The sequence below is a fragment of the Wolbachia endosymbiont (group A) of Lasioglossum morio genome (assembly GCF_947250585.1).
GTDB classification, from domain to species: Bacteria; Pseudomonadota; Alphaproteobacteria; order Rickettsiales; family Anaplasmataceae; genus Wolbachia; species Wolbachia pipientis.
The window spans coordinates 691,497-708,983 of record NZ_OX366327.1 but is presented as its reverse complement, the minus strand read 5'-3'; the positions used below and the strand labels follow the sequence as shown (position 1 = coordinate 708,983).

The 17,487-nt window shown below is 35.0% G+C and carries 17 protein-coding genes, 2 tRNA genes and 2 pseudogenes; 8 read left to right on the top strand and 13 right to left on the bottom strand.

Annotation, left to right across the window (positions count from 1 at the left end):
- Together OOK89_RS03530 and mtaB are read right to left on the bottom strand one after the other, a co-directional pair.
- On the bottom strand, positions 1-930 hold the full coding sequence (locus tag OOK89_RS03530) for a P44/Msp2 family outer membrane protein (RefSeq protein ID WP_006280172.1): 930 nt from the start codon (positions 928-930) through the stop codon (positions 1-3).
- A 66-nt stretch (positions 931-996) separates the two neighbouring features.
- Positions 997-2,223 carry a tRNA (N(6)-L-threonylcarbamoyladenosine(37)-C(2))-methylthiotransferase MtaB gene (mtaB, locus tag OOK89_RS03525; RefSeq protein ID WP_010082135.1) on the bottom strand — a complete coding sequence of 409 codons (1,227 nt, stop codon included), beginning with the start codon at positions 2,221-2,223 and terminating at the stop codon, positions 997-999.
- Positions 2,224-2,612: 389 nt separating this feature from the next.
- Between mtaB and gatA the strand changes: the two genes are divergently transcribed.
- Positions 2,613-4,109 carry an Asp-tRNA(Asn)/Glu-tRNA(Gln) amidotransferase subunit GatA gene (gene gatA / locus OOK89_RS03520; protein ID WP_264718705.1) on the top strand — a complete coding sequence of 499 codons (1,497 nt, stop codon included), beginning with the start codon at positions 2,613-2,615 and terminating at the stop codon, positions 4,107-4,109.
- Between the two features lie 390 nt (positions 4,110-4,499).
- Here gatA and OOK89_RS03515 read toward each other — a convergent pair whose 3' ends face one another.
- The gene (locus tag OOK89_RS03515; protein WP_264718704.1) at positions 4,500-5,003 is read right to left on the bottom strand and encodes a hypothetical protein; all 504 of its coding nucleotides are present in this window, start codon (positions 5,001-5,003) and stop codon (positions 4,500-4,502) included.
- An 85-nt stretch (positions 5,004-5,088) separates the two neighbouring features.
- Here OOK89_RS03515 and OOK89_RS06635 point away from each other — a divergent pair.
- A pseudogene (locus OOK89_RS06635) lies at positions 5,089-6,167 on the top strand (IS3 family transposase).
- A gap of 46 nt (positions 6,168-6,213) precedes the next feature.
- Here the strand turns inward: OOK89_RS06635 and OOK89_RS03495 are convergent.
- The 3 genes and pseudogenes from OOK89_RS03495 to OOK89_RS03485 all read right to left on the bottom strand — a co-directional run.
- Positions 6,214-6,592: pseudogene (locus OOK89_RS03495) on the bottom strand (IS4-like element ISWosp8 family transposase); the annotation flags it as partial.
- Positions 6,593-6,812: 220 nt separating this feature from the next.
- Complete coding sequence (locus OOK89_RS03490) at positions 6,813-7,676, bottom strand: gamma-glutamyl-gamma-aminobutyrate hydrolase family protein (RefSeq protein WP_264718703.1); 864 nt, start codon at positions 7,674-7,676, stop codon at positions 6,813-6,815.
- 218 nt (positions 7,677-7,894) lie between these two features.
- Positions 7,895-7,967 (bottom strand) — tRNA-Phe (locus OOK89_RS03485).
- A gap of 79 nt (positions 7,968-8,046) precedes the next feature.
- Here OOK89_RS03485 and coaD point away from each other — a divergent pair.
- On the top strand, positions 8,047-8,553 hold the full coding sequence (coaD, locus tag OOK89_RS03480) for a pantetheine-phosphate adenylyltransferase (protein WP_006279325.1): 507 nt from the start codon (positions 8,047-8,049) through the stop codon (positions 8,551-8,553).
- Between the two features lie 68 nt (positions 8,554-8,621).
- A complete protein-coding gene (locus OOK89_RS03475; protein ID WP_151808017.1) occupies positions 8,622-8,813 on the top strand; it encodes a zinc-finger domain-containing protein in 192 nt (63 codons plus the stop codon).
- 24 nt (positions 8,814-8,837) lie between these two features.
- Here OOK89_RS03475 and OOK89_RS03470 read toward each other — a convergent pair whose 3' ends face one another.
- Genes OOK89_RS03470 through rpsB form a run of 7 tightly spaced genes read right to left on the bottom strand, consistent with a single transcriptional unit; the run spans position 8,838 to position 13,527 of the window.
- The gene (locus OOK89_RS03470) at positions 8,838-9,464 is read right to left on the bottom strand and encodes a phosphatidate cytidylyltransferase (RefSeq protein ID WP_010082212.1); all 627 of its coding nucleotides are present in this window, start codon (positions 9,462-9,464) and stop codon (positions 8,838-8,840) included.
- A complete protein-coding gene (gene uppS / locus OOK89_RS03465) occupies positions 9,454-10,149 on the bottom strand; it encodes a polyprenyl diphosphate synthase (protein WP_174515980.1) in 696 nt (231 codons plus the stop codon). Before uppS ends, OOK89_RS03470 begins: the two co-directional genes overlap by 11 nt.
- On the bottom strand, positions 10,150-10,512 hold the full coding sequence (locus tag OOK89_RS03460; RefSeq protein WP_264718702.1) for a hypothetical protein: 363 nt from the start codon (positions 10,510-10,512) through the stop codon (positions 10,150-10,152).
- 6 nt (positions 10,513-10,518) lie between these two features.
- Positions 10,519-11,076, bottom strand: coding sequence for a ribosome recycling factor (gene frr / locus OOK89_RS03455; protein ID WP_264718701.1), 558 nt, complete (start codon positions 11,074-11,076; stop codon positions 10,519-10,521).
- A gap of 7 nt (positions 11,077-11,083) precedes the next feature.
- Entirely contained in the window at positions 11,084-11,821 is a 738-nt protein-coding gene (gene pyrH / locus OOK89_RS03450) for a UMP kinase (protein ID WP_406719771.1), read from the bottom strand.
- A 16-nt stretch (positions 11,822-11,837) separates the two neighbouring features.
- Positions 11,838-12,698 (bottom strand): translation elongation factor Ts, encoded by an 861-nt coding sequence (tsf, locus tag OOK89_RS03445; protein ID WP_264718699.1) that lies wholly within the window; start codon positions 12,696-12,698, stop codon positions 11,838-11,840.
- Positions 12,679-13,527: a 30S ribosomal protein S2 gene (gene rpsB, locus OOK89_RS03440; RefSeq protein WP_264718698.1), complete on the bottom strand. Its 849-nt coding sequence runs from the start codon at positions 13,525-13,527 to the stop codon at positions 12,679-12,681. The genes tsf and rpsB overlap by 20 nt, the downstream gene beginning before the upstream one ends.
- Positions 13,528-13,717: 190 nt before the next feature.
- Between rpsB and OOK89_RS03435 the strand changes: the two genes are divergently transcribed.
- From OOK89_RS03435 to OOK89_RS03420, 4 genes are all read left to right on the top strand, one after another.
- Positions 13,718-13,794 (top strand) — tRNA-Asp (locus OOK89_RS03435).
- A 129-nt stretch (positions 13,795-13,923) separates the two neighbouring features.
- Positions 13,924-14,367: a preprotein translocase subunit YajC gene (gene yajC / locus OOK89_RS03430; protein ID WP_264718697.1), complete on the top strand. Its 444-nt coding sequence runs from the start codon at positions 13,924-13,926 to the stop codon at positions 14,365-14,367.
- 24 nt (positions 14,368-14,391) lie between these two features.
- The gene (gene glmS, locus OOK89_RS03425; protein WP_264719314.1) at positions 14,392-16,212 is read left to right on the top strand and encodes a glutamine--fructose-6-phosphate transaminase (isomerizing); all 1,821 of its coding nucleotides are present in this window, start codon (positions 14,392-14,394) and stop codon (positions 16,210-16,212) included.
- 306 nt (positions 16,213-16,518) lie between these two features.
- On the top strand, positions 16,519-17,451 hold the full coding sequence (locus OOK89_RS03420) for an Rpn family recombination-promoting nuclease/putative transposase (RefSeq protein WP_141457147.1): 933 nt from the start codon (positions 16,519-16,521) through the stop codon (positions 17,449-17,451).
- Positions 17,452-17,487 lie beyond the last annotated feature (36 nt).

Sequence of the window (17,487 nt, the reverse complement as noted above, 5' to 3'; positions counted from 1 at the left end):
CTAAAAATTAAATATCAAACCAATTTCAATATTGTGAGTAGATATGTCATCTGCAACAGGTATCGGAACGCTAAAGTAACGATAGCCGAGAAAGGTTTTGACTTCTGGGATTATTGAATAATCAACACCAAGTTTTATTTGATAAGCAAACCAAGGAACATTAAGTGGCATTGAATTTTGGGGTGACCCACTAATCCTTTTTAATCTAAAAACTGTTGGCCCTATACCAAGACCGATGTACGGAGCAAATTGTATATCCTGAACGCTGGGATTATAATAGAAGTTTAACAAAAACGCAAATATACTTGCTGATTTATCAAATACCAGAGGAGAATTACTATTTTCAATATTGGCTCTAGAATACATGGTTTCAAAATCAACTCGGCCATTTTCTCCAGCATAGTAACCTAAAGATATGCTGTTAAGCCACTGGAAATCAATTTTACCATCAAATTGCTGTATACTTTTAATTTCATTTGCCACTATATTTTTTATTATAAAACCATAATGACTTTCAACTAAAGTTAGGACTCTTTTTCCTATTTCTTGTATACCCTTTACAAATGTTTCTGAATTATCATGGTATACCTTACCACCGTTAGCGCTAACATAAAAATCAAGTTTTTTTGATTTTTCTTTTGTAGGCTCAGCTTGATCTGCAATACGTGACCACATATTTTTCTGATTAGCTACTTGGAGAATAGAAGGTTGCTTAATAGGACTACTTTCAAGTTCTTGATATTTTAAATCATTTATTAGTATTTCTTTTTCAGTAACCTCTTCAGAACGTATTACACTTTCATTATTATCTGTTTCTAATTTTAAGGGTTGTACTTGCTCAATGTGTGTATCATTACTAATATAAGTAATAAAAAAATAGACACATGAAATGAAAATCAAAAATAAAGTAATAGATATTCTAGTTATCATAAATGAATTCACAATTATCATTTACAGTATAATTACTATATCGTATATTTCTTCAATGTACAAAAATTAAGAAAAAATATTTCCAATTAGATAATTATTTTCCACTCCTTTAACATTAACTTTCACAATACTCTTGGCTTGAGCTTTTGATTCAAGCTTTATTAATGCAAAATTTTCTGCTCTACCGACATTATTTTGCTCAACCAGAACACTTTGCTTAGTGTTGATCAAGGATTGACAAAAACTGCTCATAATTTCTTTATTTACTTCTCTTAAATTTTTTACTCGTTCTTTACGCACATTCTCTGGTACTTGTGGCATTCGTGCAGCAGGTGTATTTTTCCGCTCTGAATATGGAAAAGCATGTAGGTAAACTATATTTGTTTTTTTCAGTAAATCAACTGTATCCTGAAACATTTCATCAGTTTCTGTTGGAAATCCAGCAATAATATCAGCGCCAAATGCTATATTAGGCCTCAAGCTCTTCATTTTATGACAAAATTCTATCACTTGTTCTCTGTTGTGACGACGCTTCATTCTCTTTAGTATTAAATTATTACCAGATTGTAGACTCAAATGTAAATGAGGCATAAGTCTTGACTCATTAGCTATTAAATCCATTAATTCGTCGTCAACTTCAGCAACATCGATAGAGGAAAGTCTTAGCCTCTTCAACTCTGGTATATCCTTTAAAACTCTCCTAATCATTGAACCAAGTGATGGCTTACCCAACAAATCTGTACCAAAGTCAGTAATATCAACCCCTGTAAACACTACTTCTTGATATCCATTTTCTACAAAGATCCTGATTTGCTCTATAATACTGTTTATTGGCACAGATCGATTATTCCCTCTTGCCTCAGTAATTGAACAAAATGTGCAGCTATGATTACAACCATTTTGAATTTCAATAAATGCCCTTGACTTATCTTCAAATCCATTAATTAGAACAGGTTCTACTTGGTTATCACTGACCAAGATTTTATCGTCATTTAGTAAGTAATTTTCAGCTTTTAGCTTATCTTGATTACCGAGCACTTTACTTACACCAGGAATGCTACTGTAAACTTCTGGATCCAACTGAACAGCACAACCAACTACGATAATTTCTTTATTTGGATCATTTTTGTAAATCTTACGTATCTTTTGCTTTACCTGACGTTCTGCTTCGTTTGTCACTGCACAGCTATGCACCACAACAACATTTTCTCTCTTTGCTTTTTTTAATGCTTCTTTGATTAACTCGCTCTCGTAAAAATTTAGACGACAACCAAATGTTATCACTTCATTCATGTTAGTATTTTTTGCTTTAATAGACCTAAATTATATCAAATATCCAAGCAAAGTCTCTTGCATGACTATTTTTTTGTAAATAAATGCTATGCAAGCAGCAGACACTGGGATCTCAACGATTTTCACTCAGACACAGTATCACTCCTTTGCTTATTATAGTCTTTTGACCTTTTTAAGATACAATCCGGATTGGATACTGAGTTGGTGAGTATAAAAGTATAGCTTCTACGTCATACCGCTGCGGTATCCCTTAGCCGCTAACAAGTAGCGGGATGACGATTGTCGGTGAATCTAAGTTACCTTAGCTACATTTCTAGCTGTAACTATAAATGTATGGATTTTTTATCGTGCCATGTTATAATTAACGTCTTGCTAAAAATTAAATATTGATGAATGAACTAAGAAAGTTAAGTATTACACAAATGCATGACGGGCTCAAAAAAAAGAGTTTTTCTGCCGTTGAACTCGTAGAGGCGCACATCAGTGCGGTTGAAAATGAGAAATTAAATGCATTTATAACAAAAACCCCAGAGATAGCAATGAAAGCTGCTAAAGCTGCAGATGAACATTTCTCTAGGCAAAAGGATGATTTAATCTCGCCGCTCATGGGTGTACCAGTTGGCATCAAAGATCTATTCTGTACAAAAGGAATAAAAACAACAGCATGCTCAAAAATGCTGGAAAATTTCGTTCCGACTTACGAATCTACGGTGTCTGACTTGCTTTTAAAAAGTGGAGCAGCCATGCTCGGTAAGCTTAATATGGATGAATTTGCTATGGGTTCTGCGAACACAAATAGCTATTTTGGCCCTGTTGAAAATGTGTGGATTAGAAAAAGCGATGGGGAAAAAGTTGTTCCTGGTGGATCATCTGGTGGATCTGCAGCATCGGTTGCTGGATTTTTATGCGCTGGAGCGTTAGGGAGCGACACCGGTGGATCTGTACGCCAACCAGCAGCTTATTGTGGAGTAGTTGGAATAAAGCCAACTTATGGAAGATGCTCGCGTTTTGGTATGATTGCATTTGCGAGTTCTCTGGATCAAGCAGGAGTCATTACTCGTTCTGTCTCTGATTCAGCATTAATGCTGGAAGCAATTTGTGGCTATGATACAAAAGATTCAATATCGAGCGAAAAGCCAGTGCCTAAATTTTCTAGCTTTATAAATGGTGATGTCAAGGGTAAGTGTATTGGTATACCAAAAGAATATAGGATGGATGGAATTTCAGAGGAAATAGTTCATAATTGGGAAAGAGTTGCTTCCTATTTAAAAGAAAATGGCGCTGAAGTTGTTGACATTACTCTGCCACATACTAAATATGCAATACCAGTCTATTATTTAATCTGTTCTGCTGAAACTTCATCCAATCTTGCTCGTTACGATGGTGTGCGTTATGGATTAAGGGTTGATGCTGATACCCTTGAAGAAATGTATTCACTAACAAGAGCAGAAGGTTTTGGTAAAGAGGTGAAAAGAAGAATTTTAATTGGCGCTTATGCGCTTTCTTCAGGTCATTATAATGAATATTACGAAAAAGCGCAGTGCATTAGGGCATTAATCAGAAATGATTTTATAAAAGCGTTTGAAAAAATAGATTACATACTTGTGCCATCTGCTCCAACAGAAGCTTTTGGCTTAAATGAAAAGCCAGATCCGCTAATTATGTGCATCAATGATGTGTTTACTGTGCCAGCAAGTCTGGCAGGATTGCCTGCTATTTCTGTTCCCGTTGGGCTCTCCAATGAGGGTTTACCACTTGCCTTGCAAGTAATTGGAAATTATTACGACGAAGCTGGAATATTAAATGTGGCAAGTGTGATAGAGCAAAATTGCGGCAGAACAATTAGCACTGATTTCCATCCAAAAGGGTGTCATTCCAGCGTGTGAAACTGGCATAAAACGGAACTAGAATTAAATGTAAAACTTGCTTGACAAACCTCGCCAGCCCCCTTATCATAAAACTGAAGCTATTTATTTATCTTCGCAATCTGCAGATTAAAACGACAAAGGGAACTTTGTATTTGGCGTAAATCATGCTTAATTTTTTGCACTATGTGCACCTCATGTCTTTATAAAACTTCTGGGTTTCTACTTATACAAGCCGAAACGCGCTTATAAAGCGTTTAAGACATCAAAAGACGTCAAATAGAACAAGGGAGAATTTGAATACTAGCTACCCTAGGTTCTCTTTGCCTTTTTTTCTGCTTAGTAAATTTCTTAAACATTTAAACTAAGGTGAGTTGCATTTAAAAGCAGCTAAATTGCAGTGTTTAAGACTTAAAAAACGCCAACGCGTTTAATACAATGTTGCAAATTCTCCTCCTGCGCTAGTTCTTTGATCCGAAATGTCACTTCTACCTTGTCAAGACCAATGTTAATTTGCTTTATTAATGTCCTAACAATACCACGTTTAGTTTGCCAATCTAGGTAGTCTAGGTTCGATTTAACACTAGAATAAAAACCCTTTATACTATTGATAATAAGGCTCATTCTCTTCTGTAGTGTCTTTTGATCAACAACCTTTTTCTTCTCCTCTTCCATCCCTTTTAAACGTTCCCTCATTTTTTTCATTGTCTGCTTAAATTCTTCCTCACTTATATATTTTTCCCCGCCTACATTTTCTTGACTATAATAATCTTCCATAAGTTTTTCGATACCTTGTTTTATTTGACTTTCCCTTCTTGCAAATTTTTTATCTGATGATTCATCATTTTTATTTTCTGAAACTCTACGTTGGTACTCCTTTTTAATCCTCTCTGGGTTTTTTAGTACATCTTTCACCTTTTCCCATACTGACCTTACCCAGAAAAAGTGGAGAGAAAGAAAGGAGTTTTTTCGGGTAAAATAAAATTTTGGAGGATTAGAAATGGCAAGAGAATATACGGCAGAATTCAAATTGGAAGCTGTTAAGCTGGCAAATGAACAAAGAAAGGTAGGTCAACCAGTTGCAAAAGTAGCAAGAGATCTAGGAATAAGGGATAGTGTATTAGGAAAATGGATGAAGAAATATAACGAAAAAAAGTCAGCGGCAAATGCATTTCCAGATGTAGCACCTTATGACAAAGAGAGATTTGATTTACAGAAAGAGTTAGCAAAAGTAACAAGAGAAAGAGACATTTTAAAAAAAGCCCTGGCCAGTCAAAAAGAGTAAAATATTTTTTTATAAAAGAGCATAGTAAACACCATAAAGTGCAGGAATTATGTAGGATTTTCTGCTAGTGGCTACTATAAGTGGACTACAAGGAAAATAAGCAGTAGAGAATCAGCAAATAAAAGCAGATATTCAAAAAAAGCTTCTAAATGTAGATATGGAGCTCCTAAAATTCATGCTGAATTAAAGGCTTTGGGTAAAAGTTGCAACTTAAAAACAGTGCAAAGTATTATGCAGAAAAATGGTATTCAGGCTATATTGAGAAGAAAATTTAAAATTAAGAAACAACAAACGGACAGTAGCTCCCAATATATTAGACCAAAACTTTATTGTCGATCAACCAAATAAAGTATGGGATTACTTATATAAAAACCAAAGAAGGATGGCTATATTTGGCAACAATAATCGATCTATATTCACGCATGGTAGTTAATGAGCAGTTCAATAAATAAACAATTGGTTATGGACTCTTTATTAATGGCCGTTAACAAGCGTAAACCTGCCAAAAATCTACTATTACATAGTGATCAAGGTTCACAATATACTTCGCAAGGTTATCAATATCTCTTATCCATAAAAAACATAGATGAGTCATAAAGGTTGTTGTTACGACAATTCTGTTGTGGAAAGCTTCTTTAGCTCATTGAAAAGAGAAATACTTATTGATACTTCACAACACTCTGCTCAACAAACTAGAACTGCAATATTTGAATACATAGAAATTTTTTATAACAAACAACGTCACTATTAACTATTGCATTCCTGAGCATTTTGATTCATCATTCTCTTTGTGAAAAACATTCCAAACTTTCTCTCCACTTTTTCTGGGTAAGGTCAGTTTCCATTTGGTTCAAACTCGGATACAATTTCCCCAGAGCTGGGTAATCTCATACCAGAACCATCTGCTGCAATAAGTCTATAGCCTCTCCAACTCAGGTTCATCCTGATAGGCTGTTTGGATGCTTAAATTCTTGAAAGCCTGTATGGCAAATCTTATACCTTGCTTTAGAAAAAGCTTGCTTTGAGGGTACATGTCAATGGCTCCATAAGTTCACATTCTATTCCCAAACTTTTTTTAACTAACTTTAAAATCATAGAAAATACTGTCGAAAAAGGAAGTTTTCTTGTTCGTGTAAAACTCAACACAATGGATTTTCTGAAAAGTTTTCGAGTATATTGCATTTTTAATTTGTAAGATAAGATCTTTTCCTTTTTGCATGCCTCACCTAAAAAGACACATTTTAAACTTTTTTGTTGCAATAAAATAGAAACAAAAGTGCTGTCCCTTGCACTCTTTGGATAATTTAATGATAAAAAATTTGGAGAGAAATTTTATACACTATCGCTGATATTTTTCCTTAAGTTGACGCCATTGCCTGAACGGATACATGACAAATCTATCGTTTATCAAATCGTCGGTAAGCCTAAAGCTATAGCCATTAAGCACGATAAAGAAAATCATTCATAATCGCTATAGCAACTAGTGTAGACACTTGACGTTCCTTGTGATTTGATAAATAGAGGTTTTTATCTGACTTCACAACAAGGGCTTCTGGATGACTTTGAAAGTGAACATTACCATGCTTATCTTCAATAGCCTCTATTACCCCCTCACTGGAAAATGCTGCAACTTTATATCCAAGTGACTCCAATTTTCTTCTATTTTCTGGTGTATTACCTACTGCTCCTGAATGAGCATCTGGAAAATATGTTGAAAACCAGCCATTTTCATTAGGCATTAGGAATTTGGCTACTACTTCTGCTAAACGACTATTTGGAACGATCTTTATCTGCTGGAGAGGTACATCCTCTTTCTGTGGATTAGGTGCTGATTTTAAATGAGATCTTTGCTTCTCTTCATCACTCACAACACTCACTACTTCAATTCCCTTTGCATTCATTATGCCTTCACATATGCCAAGTAAATGAATTGCAGGGTTATCATCAACTATTTTTACAATTGCTTCAGTAACAAGCTGGCGATAAGGAGTGGGTGCTGAGTGTAAATTATCCGGAATAAATATTCTATTTATTTTGTGCTCTTTAACAAACTTTGCAACTTCAACTTTTATTCGGTCTAATGTTAGCTTCTTTGCCAATGTTTCATCTTGTTTTGCAAAGATAAGCGACTTTTCTTGGATTTCTTTTAAGTTAATTATTTTATTGTAGTCAATGAGTACGGTTTTAACTCCAAAGTTATTAAACATCTCGTAGATATTTTGAGATAGCCCAAGCTCATGTGCTTCTTCCGTTTTCAACAAACCAACAACTATGTCATTATTTACTGTATTTTCTGCCGTCAAGACAGCTGACGCTGGTTCTTCTTTTCTGGTTACATGTTGAGATGCCGGTTTTTCACTAACGCCAGCATAAGTAATATTGCTTAATAATAGAACTATAATTAATAAGATATTAAATAGTTTATTATAATATTTATATACTATGACTTGCCTCCCTAATATTTATATTACGATATAGAGTATTTTATAACAAAAAGGCAAGTTTGCCAAGAAAGAGAAGGTGGCCTGAGCAGGAATCGAACCAGCGACACAAGGATTTTCAGTCCTTTGCTCTACCAACTGAGCTATCAGGCCAACTGTATACTTTTATTTTTAGATAAAAAATGTTATTATGTCTATCAAAAGTTTTTAAAGTAGTTTATAAAAATAAAGGATGAACATTAATGACAAAATAGGAATCTACCCTGGCACATTTGACCCTATAACTTTTGGGCATCTTGACATAATCAAAAGAGCGTGTAAACTAGTCGATAAATTAATAATAGGAGTTGCAGAAAACGTTAATAAGCATACTGCCTTTGACACAAAGCTACGCACAAGCATGGCTGAAAATGAAATCAAAGGACTAGGAATTGATGCAGATGTTATATCTTTTAATGGGTTGCTAGTGAAGTTTGCCAAAGAGCAGAATGCTTCTGTTATTATTAGGGGATTAAGAGCAGTATCGGATTTTGATTACGAGTTTCAAATGAGCTGGGTAAATTATAAACTTCTTCCTGAAATCGAAACCATATTTCTTCCTGCTTCTGAAGATACTCAATTTATCTCATCAAGCTTTGTAAAGGAAATAGCAAGATTAGGAGAAGATGTTAGCAAATTTGTATCAAAAGGTGTTCAAAACGAATTGATTAACCTGAATAGGATAAAAAATGGAGAATAGTGCTTGTTGTTTTTTATTTCTGAATGGGTATATTCAATATATAAAATGTTATAAGCTAAAGGAGCAGCATGTCAAAAGTGAGGGTTAATAATAGAAAAGTTTGTTGTCATGGTGATGAGAATGATGAGGGTTCCGGCCATCCATTAATATATTTAGATATGGGAGAAGAAGAGGAAATAGCCTGCCCTTATTGTGAAAAGACGTTTGTCCATGACTGTACTGTGGAAGCGGTTGGGGAGCTGACTAGGGATGATCTCTAATGGCACTTTATTTCTTCTGCAGACTTAGCTTATGTAAATAGCAATAAGAGGGGCAGTAAAAATGAAACTGTCCATACGGTCGAGCACTCCCCCATGGCCAGGTATCATATTTCCACTATCTTTAACACCGTAAGCTCTTTTAACAAGCGACTCAGTGAAATCGCCAAGTTGCGCTAGAATAGCAATTGCAAGGCCAATGATTGGAGAATAAAAAATTGAAAATAGACCAAAAAATATTGATCCAAAAATTGTGCACACTACTCCAGCTAAAATCGCACCAAGAAGTCCTGCCCAAGTTTTTCCAGGGCTAATAATTGGGCAAATTTTAGCTCCACCAAAATTCTTGCCAAACAGGTAGGCAGTAACGTCAATTCCCCAAATGGTTAAGACGAACCATACTAATGCGTATTTTCCCTGTGGTAGATTATATAAATATATTAATGAGGCGCTTGGTAGTGCAATCAATAATAATGCAAAAACGTATAAAATTTTGTTTCCCTGGGTTAGATTATACCATTCAAAAGAAGATAAAACTGCTATTGAAAAAATCAATAGGTAAAACGATAAATCACTAAAATATGTAGCAAAGGAAAATATGAATAATATTACTATTGAGGACAACATTCTAATTATAAAATTATTATCTACCATATTTTTTCTCTCTTTTTGTATAATCTTCTAATGCTTTACTCAAATCTTGACAAGAAAAATCAGGCCATAAAGTATCACAAAAATACAATTCAGCATAAGCTGCTTGCCATAATAAAAAGTTGCTTAACCTTTTTTCGCCGCCAGTGCGAATTAATAAATCCAATTTTGGCAAATCTTTAGTATACAGAAATTTTTCAAATTCCTCTTCTGATACATAAGCAATATTTTCTTTTATAATATTGCTTATAGCTTGTGTAATTTCTTGCTTTGCTCCGTAACTGACTGCCACAGTGAGTAATAAACCATCGTTCTTATGTGTCATTTCTTCTGCTTTTTTAATTTGATCCAATATTTTACTGGATAACAGACTTAAATTGCCAATAAAATTCAACTTAATGTTACAGTTGCAAATGAAATTGACTTTATCTTCATTAGTTAAAACGGAGTAAAATAAATCAAATAGACAGTCAGTTTCGTTTTTGGGTCTAAGCCAATTCTCCATAGAGAATGCATACAAAGTTAAGTAGGGTATGGTTAGGTCCGTACAATACTTGGCAATATCGTATGCAACTTCACTGCCCTTTTTATAACCATCAATTTTTACTCTTCCTTGATTGTTTGCCCATCTACCATTACCATCCATAATAATTGCTAAATGTTTCGGTAAAGATTCTTGATTCAACATTTAAAGTTCATCCGATGTCATAAAAGTAACTGACACACAGCTATACGAACATTGTGCTACCAGGAGGGTGTCATTCCAGTGCCCCGACACTGGAATCCAGAAATTTGATTGCAAGTGAGCACACTGAGCTGATAAGCATAAAAATAGCTGTCTTATGCTAAAACAAACGTTTTTGACGAGATTGTATGAAAAGCTGGATCCCAGTGTCACGCACTGGGATGACAAAAAAGAGGGCACTGGAATGACATCATTTACTGTATAATATTGTGCAATATTGCAACGTTTGTACGGTTGTGTGCCTGCTACCTCCATGGCACCCTTGCATGTAATTTTTTCTTTTTCACTACTGAAAGTTTCTTTCATATTAACTTAGTGATGCAATATATCCTTTTCTTTGATGGACAATTCACCATCAACCTTTTTTATATTATCATCAGTAATATTTTGTATTTCCTTTTTAGTGCCATGAAAATCATCTTCTGAGATTTCTTTATTTTCCTTCATTTTTTCTATTTCTTCAATAATATCTCTACGTATATTTCTAATGGCAACCCGTGCATTTTCAGCAAACTGATGCAATAATTTCACTAATTTTTCACGGGTTTCTTGTGTTAAGTCCGGAAGAGCTATACGTATGGTATTGCCCTCAACAACAGGATTTAAATTCAAGTTGGCATTTAATATAGCATTTTTCACTTCACCAACAACATTAATATCCCAAACTTTAATTGATAGGGTTTTGTTATCTATAACCGAAACGCCTGCAACTTGATTTAACTTTTGATGTCCACCATAGATATTTACAACTATACCATCAAGCAACGATGCGCTAGCTCTACCAGTGCGTACACCTTTAATATCATCATGAAAGGACTGAATAGTTTTTAGCATCCTGTCCTTTGTTTTAGTTTTTATTTCATTTAACATAAATTACCTAATGTTTACAATCTGAAATTATAGTATAAGTACCTTGACCCTTAATAATATTGACTATTCTTTCTCCCTTCAAAGAAAAAACTATAATTGGAATAGAATTCTCACGAGCAAGTGAAATTGCTGATGCATCCATAACTTTTAAATCACGAGTCAACAAATCCGTGTAAGAAAGCCTATCATACATTACAGCATCCTCATTTTTTTTCGGATCAGCGGAGTATACACCATTTACTTGCGTACCCTTTAGAATAACATCACAATTCATTTCAACAGCACGTAAAGCTGCAGTTGTATCTGTAGTAAAAAATGGATTGCCTGTGCCTGCTGCAAAAATTACCACTCTACCTTTTTCTAAATGACGAATAGCTTTCCTTCTGATGTAAGGTTCGCATACAGTGGCCATGGGTATTGCAGATAATACCCTAGAAGCTACTAAATTTTTTTCTAAAAAGTTTTGTAAAATTAAAGCATTGATTATAGTTGCAAGCATTCCAATATAATCACTGCTTGCTCTTTCACAACCACTTAAAGACGCAGATGTGCCACGAAAGATATTACCACCACCAACAACAATACATACCTGAACTCCAAGATTACAAACTTCAACTATGCCTTTAGATAACTCACCTATAGTCTCCATATCGTGACCAAATTGCTTTGATCCCATCAAAGCCTCACCAGAGATTTTAAATAACACTCTGGAATATTTTATTTCGCTTCTTTCATTTGTTGAAATAAACATTTTTTGCTATTTAATCTGCATCACCCAAAACAAGTAACTTGTAATTAGAGAGTTTAACAGCACTCAACTCGCTTGATTTTATAAAATCAGAAATCTTCATCTTATCATCCTTTATAAATTTTTGCTCCAGTAAAACAACTTCTTCATAGTACTTAGCCATTCGTCCATCTACTATTTTTTTTGCTACTTCTTCAGGTTTATTTAAGCTCCTCACTTGCTCTTCAATTATAGAACGTTCGTTGTTCAACTTCATTTGATCTAAATCATCTATAGACAAGGCTTCAGGCTTCATAGCAACTACATGCATAGCTATTTGTTTCCCAATCTCTTGTAGCTTCGCCTTATCACCAGATGATTGCAATGCAATTAAAGCACCAATCTTACCTAAGCCATGCGCATCACCATGTACGTAGCCAGCAACAACTCCATCCTTAGCTTCTAAGTAACAAAGCTTGCTTAACTCTAGCTTCTCACCAAGAACTGACGTACCATTCATAATAGCTTCCTGCACTGTGCCAATGCTTTCATACTTGGCATTTTTTAACTCATCAACGCTAGTACAGCGTTCTTGATGAGCAATTGATGCTAAATTTAAAACTAACTCTATAAATTTCTCATTCCTTGCAACAAAATCGGTTTCGCAATTGAGTTCAATCAATACACCACAATTTTCAGTCAAACACATAGCAACGAGCCCATCTGAAGCTACTCTATCAGATTTTTTGTCAGCTTTAGCAAGACCTATTGTACGTAACTTATCAACGGCTTTCTTAATGTCACCATCACATTCTTCTAATGCTTTTTTACAGTCACTTAAGCCAAGCCCTGTTCTATCACGTAATTCTCTTATATCATCTGGATTCATCTTCATTTGTTACTACCTCCCTTTCTTCTTCTTTGTAAACTTTACTACGTCTCCTTTTAGTTTGCACAATACCACCTTCTTTTTCTTGAATAAACTCATCACCCCTTATATCATCAATCTTAACTCCAGATCTTGCTAGACTAGACTCTATTCCAGCTAATATAGAGTCGGTAGCTAATTTACAATAGAGCTCTATTGATTTTCTTGAGTCATCATTTCCAGGTATTAGATAAGTAATACCATCTGGATCAGAATTAGTATCAAGTATTGCAACTATTGGAATTCCTAACTTTTTAGCCTCCTTAACCGCTATATGCTCTTTATTAGTATCAATGATGAATAAGATATCAGGAATTGCTCCCATTTCTCTAATACCGCCAAGCGCCTTATCAAGCTTTTGCTTTTTCTTTTCAATGTTCCCCAATTCTTTCTTTGTTAAAACGCTATCCTCGTCATTTAATATTTTCTCATATTGCATCAAGGTTTTTATCGAAGAAGAAACAGTGTCCCAATTAGTAAGCATACCGCCAAGCCATCGATGATTCACATAATATTGACCACAACGAATCGCTTCACTTGCAATAATATCAAAAGCTTGAAATTTTGTACCAACAAATAGAATACGACCACCTTGAGATGCAACGTCATATAAAGCCTTCATGGCCACCTGTAGCAATGGTAATGTTTTTCGCAAGTCAATTATATGTATACGATTTTCTTGATGTACCCCATATATATATGGAGCCATTTTTGCGTTCCAGCGACTAATTTTGTGACCAAAATGTACACCAGACCCGGCTAAATCACGCACAGTGACTTCAGGCAAACTTGCCATATTTATTCCTCCAAATAGTTTATCTTCCATGGCATTGCCCTAAAGGGACTACTTGTACAAGCCATGTGTGAAATTAAATTATTTACATAGTAATAGAAAAGACAGCAAAGCGCAAACAAAAAATATTGACAAAGGGCAACATGTTTATTAGCTTTAAAGTCGAAGCCCGAAAACGCTAAAAAGAAATTAGGGGGGTGTAGCTCAGTTGGTTAGAGCGCATGCCTGTCACGCATGAGGTCGTGAGTTCAAGTCTCATCACTCCCGCCATATTAGTTTTAGCATAACTTAGAATTCGCAACCGGTATTGAGAAATGCTTTCACCAAACTTGACATGGTATGGTATTGCAATTAATACTTAAATAGGTTTATTTTTATCGTTAACAATTAGGATTAAATATGTTCATTTCTGAAGTTTTTGCAGCAGATGCAACTAGCAATACATCAAGTATCGGCGCATCTTTTGCTAGTTTTACTCCATTGATTTTAATATTTGTGGTATTTTATTTTCTCATTATTCGCCCACAACAAAAAAAACTAAAAGAACATAGAAGGATGATAGATCAAATAAAACGTGGTGATACAGTCATTACTTCTGGTGGAATAATAGGTGAAGTTAATAAAGTTGATGAAGTAAATGCACAATTTATAATAGAAATAGCACCAAAAGTTGAGGTGAAAGTCCTAAAGTCCGCTATATCTGAAGTTTTAAACAAAGAAGCTCAGAAAGTAGCAGCTAAACCAATTGAAAAAGGCAAAATCGAAAAGAATGATAGAAAAAATAAAAATCAACCAGAGGAAAGTATAAAGGGAAAAGACGATAAAGGTAAAAATGCCTCATAACTCTAAAAAAAGGTTCATTTGGTTGTGTGTGGAATATTTGGTGTAGTAAGTAGCGGTGATTCAGTAATACCAACTTTACTAACTGGGTTGCAAAAATTGGAATATAGGGGATATGACTCTTCAGGTATAGCAATCATAAATAATGAAGGCGAGATAGAAGTCAAAAAATCAGAAGGTAAAGTCGAAAGGTTATGTGAAGTTGTTGATGACAGCAAGATGTCTCACAGTACAGTTGGTATAGCACATACTCGCTGGGCTACACATGGAGTTCCAGGCCTTAAAAATGCTCATCCCATTCGTACAAATAATGTTGTTGTTGCTCATAACGGCATAATTGAGAATTACAATCTGCTAAAAAAGGGCCTAGAAGAAAGGGGCATGTCATTCCATACTGACACTGACACAGAGATCATACCAAACATGCTAACCTTATATCTTGATGAAGGATTGTCGCCAGTTGATTCTCTATTTAAGTGTTTAAACAACCTACACGGCTCATTTGCCTTGGTCTTATTATTTGCAGAATATCCAGACGCCTTATTTGTTGCGAAGAGAAATTTGCCTTTAGCAATAGGCTATAACTGTAACACAGTGTTTGCTGCATCTGACTCTAATGCTTTAAGTGCATTTGTGGAAAGAATATCGCATTTGGAAGATGATGACATTGCAGTGATAAAATCTAGTGGAGTTAGTATATACAACAATGGTACACAAGTTAAACGCAGTATAGAAAATAGTAGTCCAAGTGATTTTCTAATTAGCAAAAATGGTTACCCTAGCTTCATGTTAAAAGAGATTTTTGAGCAACCGCGTGCATTAAACAAAACAATAAATCAATTTTACAAGCAATATAAAGAGGTAATATTTGCTAACAAAAAATTGTTTTCTGAGCTGAGTTACATTACTATAGTTGGATGCGGGTCATCTTATTTTGCTGGGCTAATAGCAAAGTATTGGCTGGAAAGTGTCGCTCAAGTTCGAGTATATCTAGAAATCTCATCAGAATTTAGGTATAGCAACGTCAAGCTGGAAGAAGGCAGCATTGGGTTATTCATCTCTCAATCTGGCGAAACTGCAGATACCATAGAAGCGCTACGTTATGCGAAATCACAGAAGCAAATAATCATAAGTATAACTAATACATTTAGCAGCAGCATTGGAAAGATCTCAGATATTGTGTTACATACTCTTGCTGGGCAAGAAATTGGTGTTGCTTCAACAAAAACCTTTTCTGCGCAACTTGCAACTTTAGCATGCTTTGCCGTGGAGCTTGGAAAAATAAAAGGTATACTGGGTGGAGAGAGAATAAAACAGCTAAGCAGTGCTATCAATTCTATTCCCGAGTATGTTGAGCATGTTTTAAATGTGATGAAAATACAACATATATCGGGCAGTATATTAGAACACAATAACGTTATTTTAATCGGCAGAGGAAGTTCATACGGAGTTGCAATGGAAGGCGCATTGAAAATAAAAGAGCTTTCATATATCAATACAACTGGTATTGCAGCGGGAGAAATGAAGCATGGTTCTATTGCTTTAATAGACTCTACTGTGCTTGTTATAGCAATTATCCCTTATGATAGTTTATTCTTGAAAACGCTATCTAATATACAAGAGATTATTGCAAGAAAAGGCAAAGTAATTGCCTTCAGTGATAAACAAGGAGCGCCATTCCTAAGGGGAGTTTGCGCAGATGTGGTGCAACTTCCAGACACTGATAATTTTATCTCTCCAATCATCTACAGTGTTGCTATGCAATTCCTTGCTTACTTTACTGCAGCAAAAAAAGGGTTAGATGCAGATTGTCCAAGAAATTTAGCTAAGTCTGTCACGGTTGAGTAGTCCATTTAAAGTTAAAGCTAAACTTCTAATAAGGTAACCAGACTGCATTCTGTGATTTTTAGCAAAACACGATACACAATCGTCATTCCGCTACTAATTAGCGGAATCTATGCCGAGATACCGCGGCGGTATGACGGTTCGCGGTGGTATGACGGTTAAGTAATTCGTCATCCCGCTGCTTGTTAGCGGGATCTAGAGATACCGCGGCGGTATGACGGTTCGCGGCGGCATAGCTATCTTCAAAAATATGGTTGAATAATTGTTAATAATAGTGTATAATTATTAATATTTTTAAGCACTTTGGCTATGGCTTTATCTAAGTTTCTCGACCCTAAGCTGGATTTAACCTTTAAAAGAATCTTTGGCACTGAAAAAAATAAGAATATTCTCATACATTTTTTGAATGATATTTTAGGGTTTACCGAGATAAATACTATACAAGAAGTGGAATTCCTCAGTACTATAATGGATCCTGAAATTGCCTCTGATAAGCAAAGTATAGTTGATGTTCTTTGCAGGGACTCTAGTGGGGCTAGGTATGTGATTGAAATGCAGCTCACTCGCGATAAAGGCTTCGAAAAACGAGCTCAACTATATGCTGCTAAGGCTTACTCAAGGCAAGCTGATAAATCTGGTAAGTACATTGATTTAAAGAAGGTTTTCTTTATTGCTATCTCTAATTGTAATTTATTTCCTGATAAGCTTGATTATATATCCAGCCACACTATAAGAGATGAGAAAACCAATGAGCATGACTTAAAAGATTTTCAATTTGTATTTATTGAACTACCTAAATTTCCTAAGAATAAGGAAGAACAGCTAGAAAGCATAGTGGATCGTTGGTTATTTTTCTTCAAATATGCAGATGAAACTACGGAAGAAGACTTAAGGAAAATAGCAGAAAAAGCACCAATAATAAAGTTAGCCTACGATGAATTAGACAGGTTTAGCTGGAATGAAAAAGATTTAGTAGCTTATGAAGAAAGAATAATGGATCTACGGAAAGAAGAAGCCATTCTTGAATACAGACTTGACCTTGCTACTGAAAAAGGCATCCAAATTGGCGAAGAAAGAGGCATCAAAATCGGTAAAGAGGAAGGGAAAATTGAAGGAAAAATCGAAGGAAAAATCGAAGTCGCAAAAGCAATGCTGGCTAACAATGTTGATGTCAACACTATTGTCAAATTTACTGGCCTTTCTATTAGTGAGATTGAAGAATTAAGTGTGAACGGTTACTAATTAAGAACTTTAATTATCAATCATAAATCACTGAAT

What these genes read in the sequence shown, in the direction of transcription:
- OOK89_RS03530 (WP_006280172.1), bottom strand. Translation starts at nt 930, where the DNA reads ATGATAACTAGAATATCTATTACTTTATTTTTGATTTTCATTTCATGT.
- mtaB (WP_010082135.1), bottom strand. Translation starts at nt 2,223, where the DNA reads ATGAATGAAGTGATAACATTTGGTTGTCGTCTAAATTTTTACGAGAGC.
- gatA (WP_264718705.1), top strand. Translation starts at nt 2,613, where the DNA reads ATGAATGAACTAAGAAAGTTAAGTATTACACAAATGCATGACGGGCTC.
- coaD (WP_006279325.1), top strand. Translation starts at nt 8,047, where the DNA reads ATGAACATTAATGACAAAATAGGAATCTACCCTGGCACATTTGACCCT.
- OOK89_RS03475 (WP_151808017.1), top strand. Translation starts at nt 8,622, where the DNA reads ATGTCAAAAGTGAGGGTTAATAATAGAAAAGTTTGTTGTCATGGTGAT.
- OOK89_RS03470 (WP_010082212.1), bottom strand. Translation starts at nt 9,464, where the DNA reads ATGGTAGATAATAATTTTATAATTAGAATGTTGTCCTCAATAGTAATA.
- uppS (WP_174515980.1), bottom strand. Translation starts at nt 10,149, where the DNA reads ATGTTGAATCAAGAATCTTTACCGAAACATTTAGCAATTATTATGGAT.
- OOK89_RS03460 (WP_264718702.1), bottom strand. Translation starts at nt 10,512, where the DNA reads ATGAAAGAAACTTTCAGTAGTGAAAAAGAAAAAATTACATGCAAGGGT.
- frr (WP_264718701.1), bottom strand. Translation starts at nt 11,076, where the DNA reads ATGTTAAATGAAATAAAAACTAAAACAAAGGACAGGATGCTAAAAACT.
- tsf (WP_264718699.1), bottom strand. Translation starts at nt 12,698, where the DNA reads ATGAAGATGAATCCAGATGATATAAGAGAATTACGTGATAGAACAGGG.
- rpsB (WP_264718698.1), bottom strand. Translation starts at nt 13,527, where the DNA reads ATGGCAAGTTTGCCTGAAGTCACTGTGCGTGATTTAGCCGGGTCTGGT.
- yajC (WP_264718697.1), top strand. Translation starts at nt 13,924, where the DNA reads ATGTTCATTTCTGAAGTTTTTGCAGCAGATGCAACTAGCAATACATCA.
- OOK89_RS03420 (WP_141457147.1), top strand. Translation starts at nt 16,519, where the DNA reads ATGGCTTTATCTAAGTTTCTCGACCCTAAGCTGGATTTAACCTTTAAA.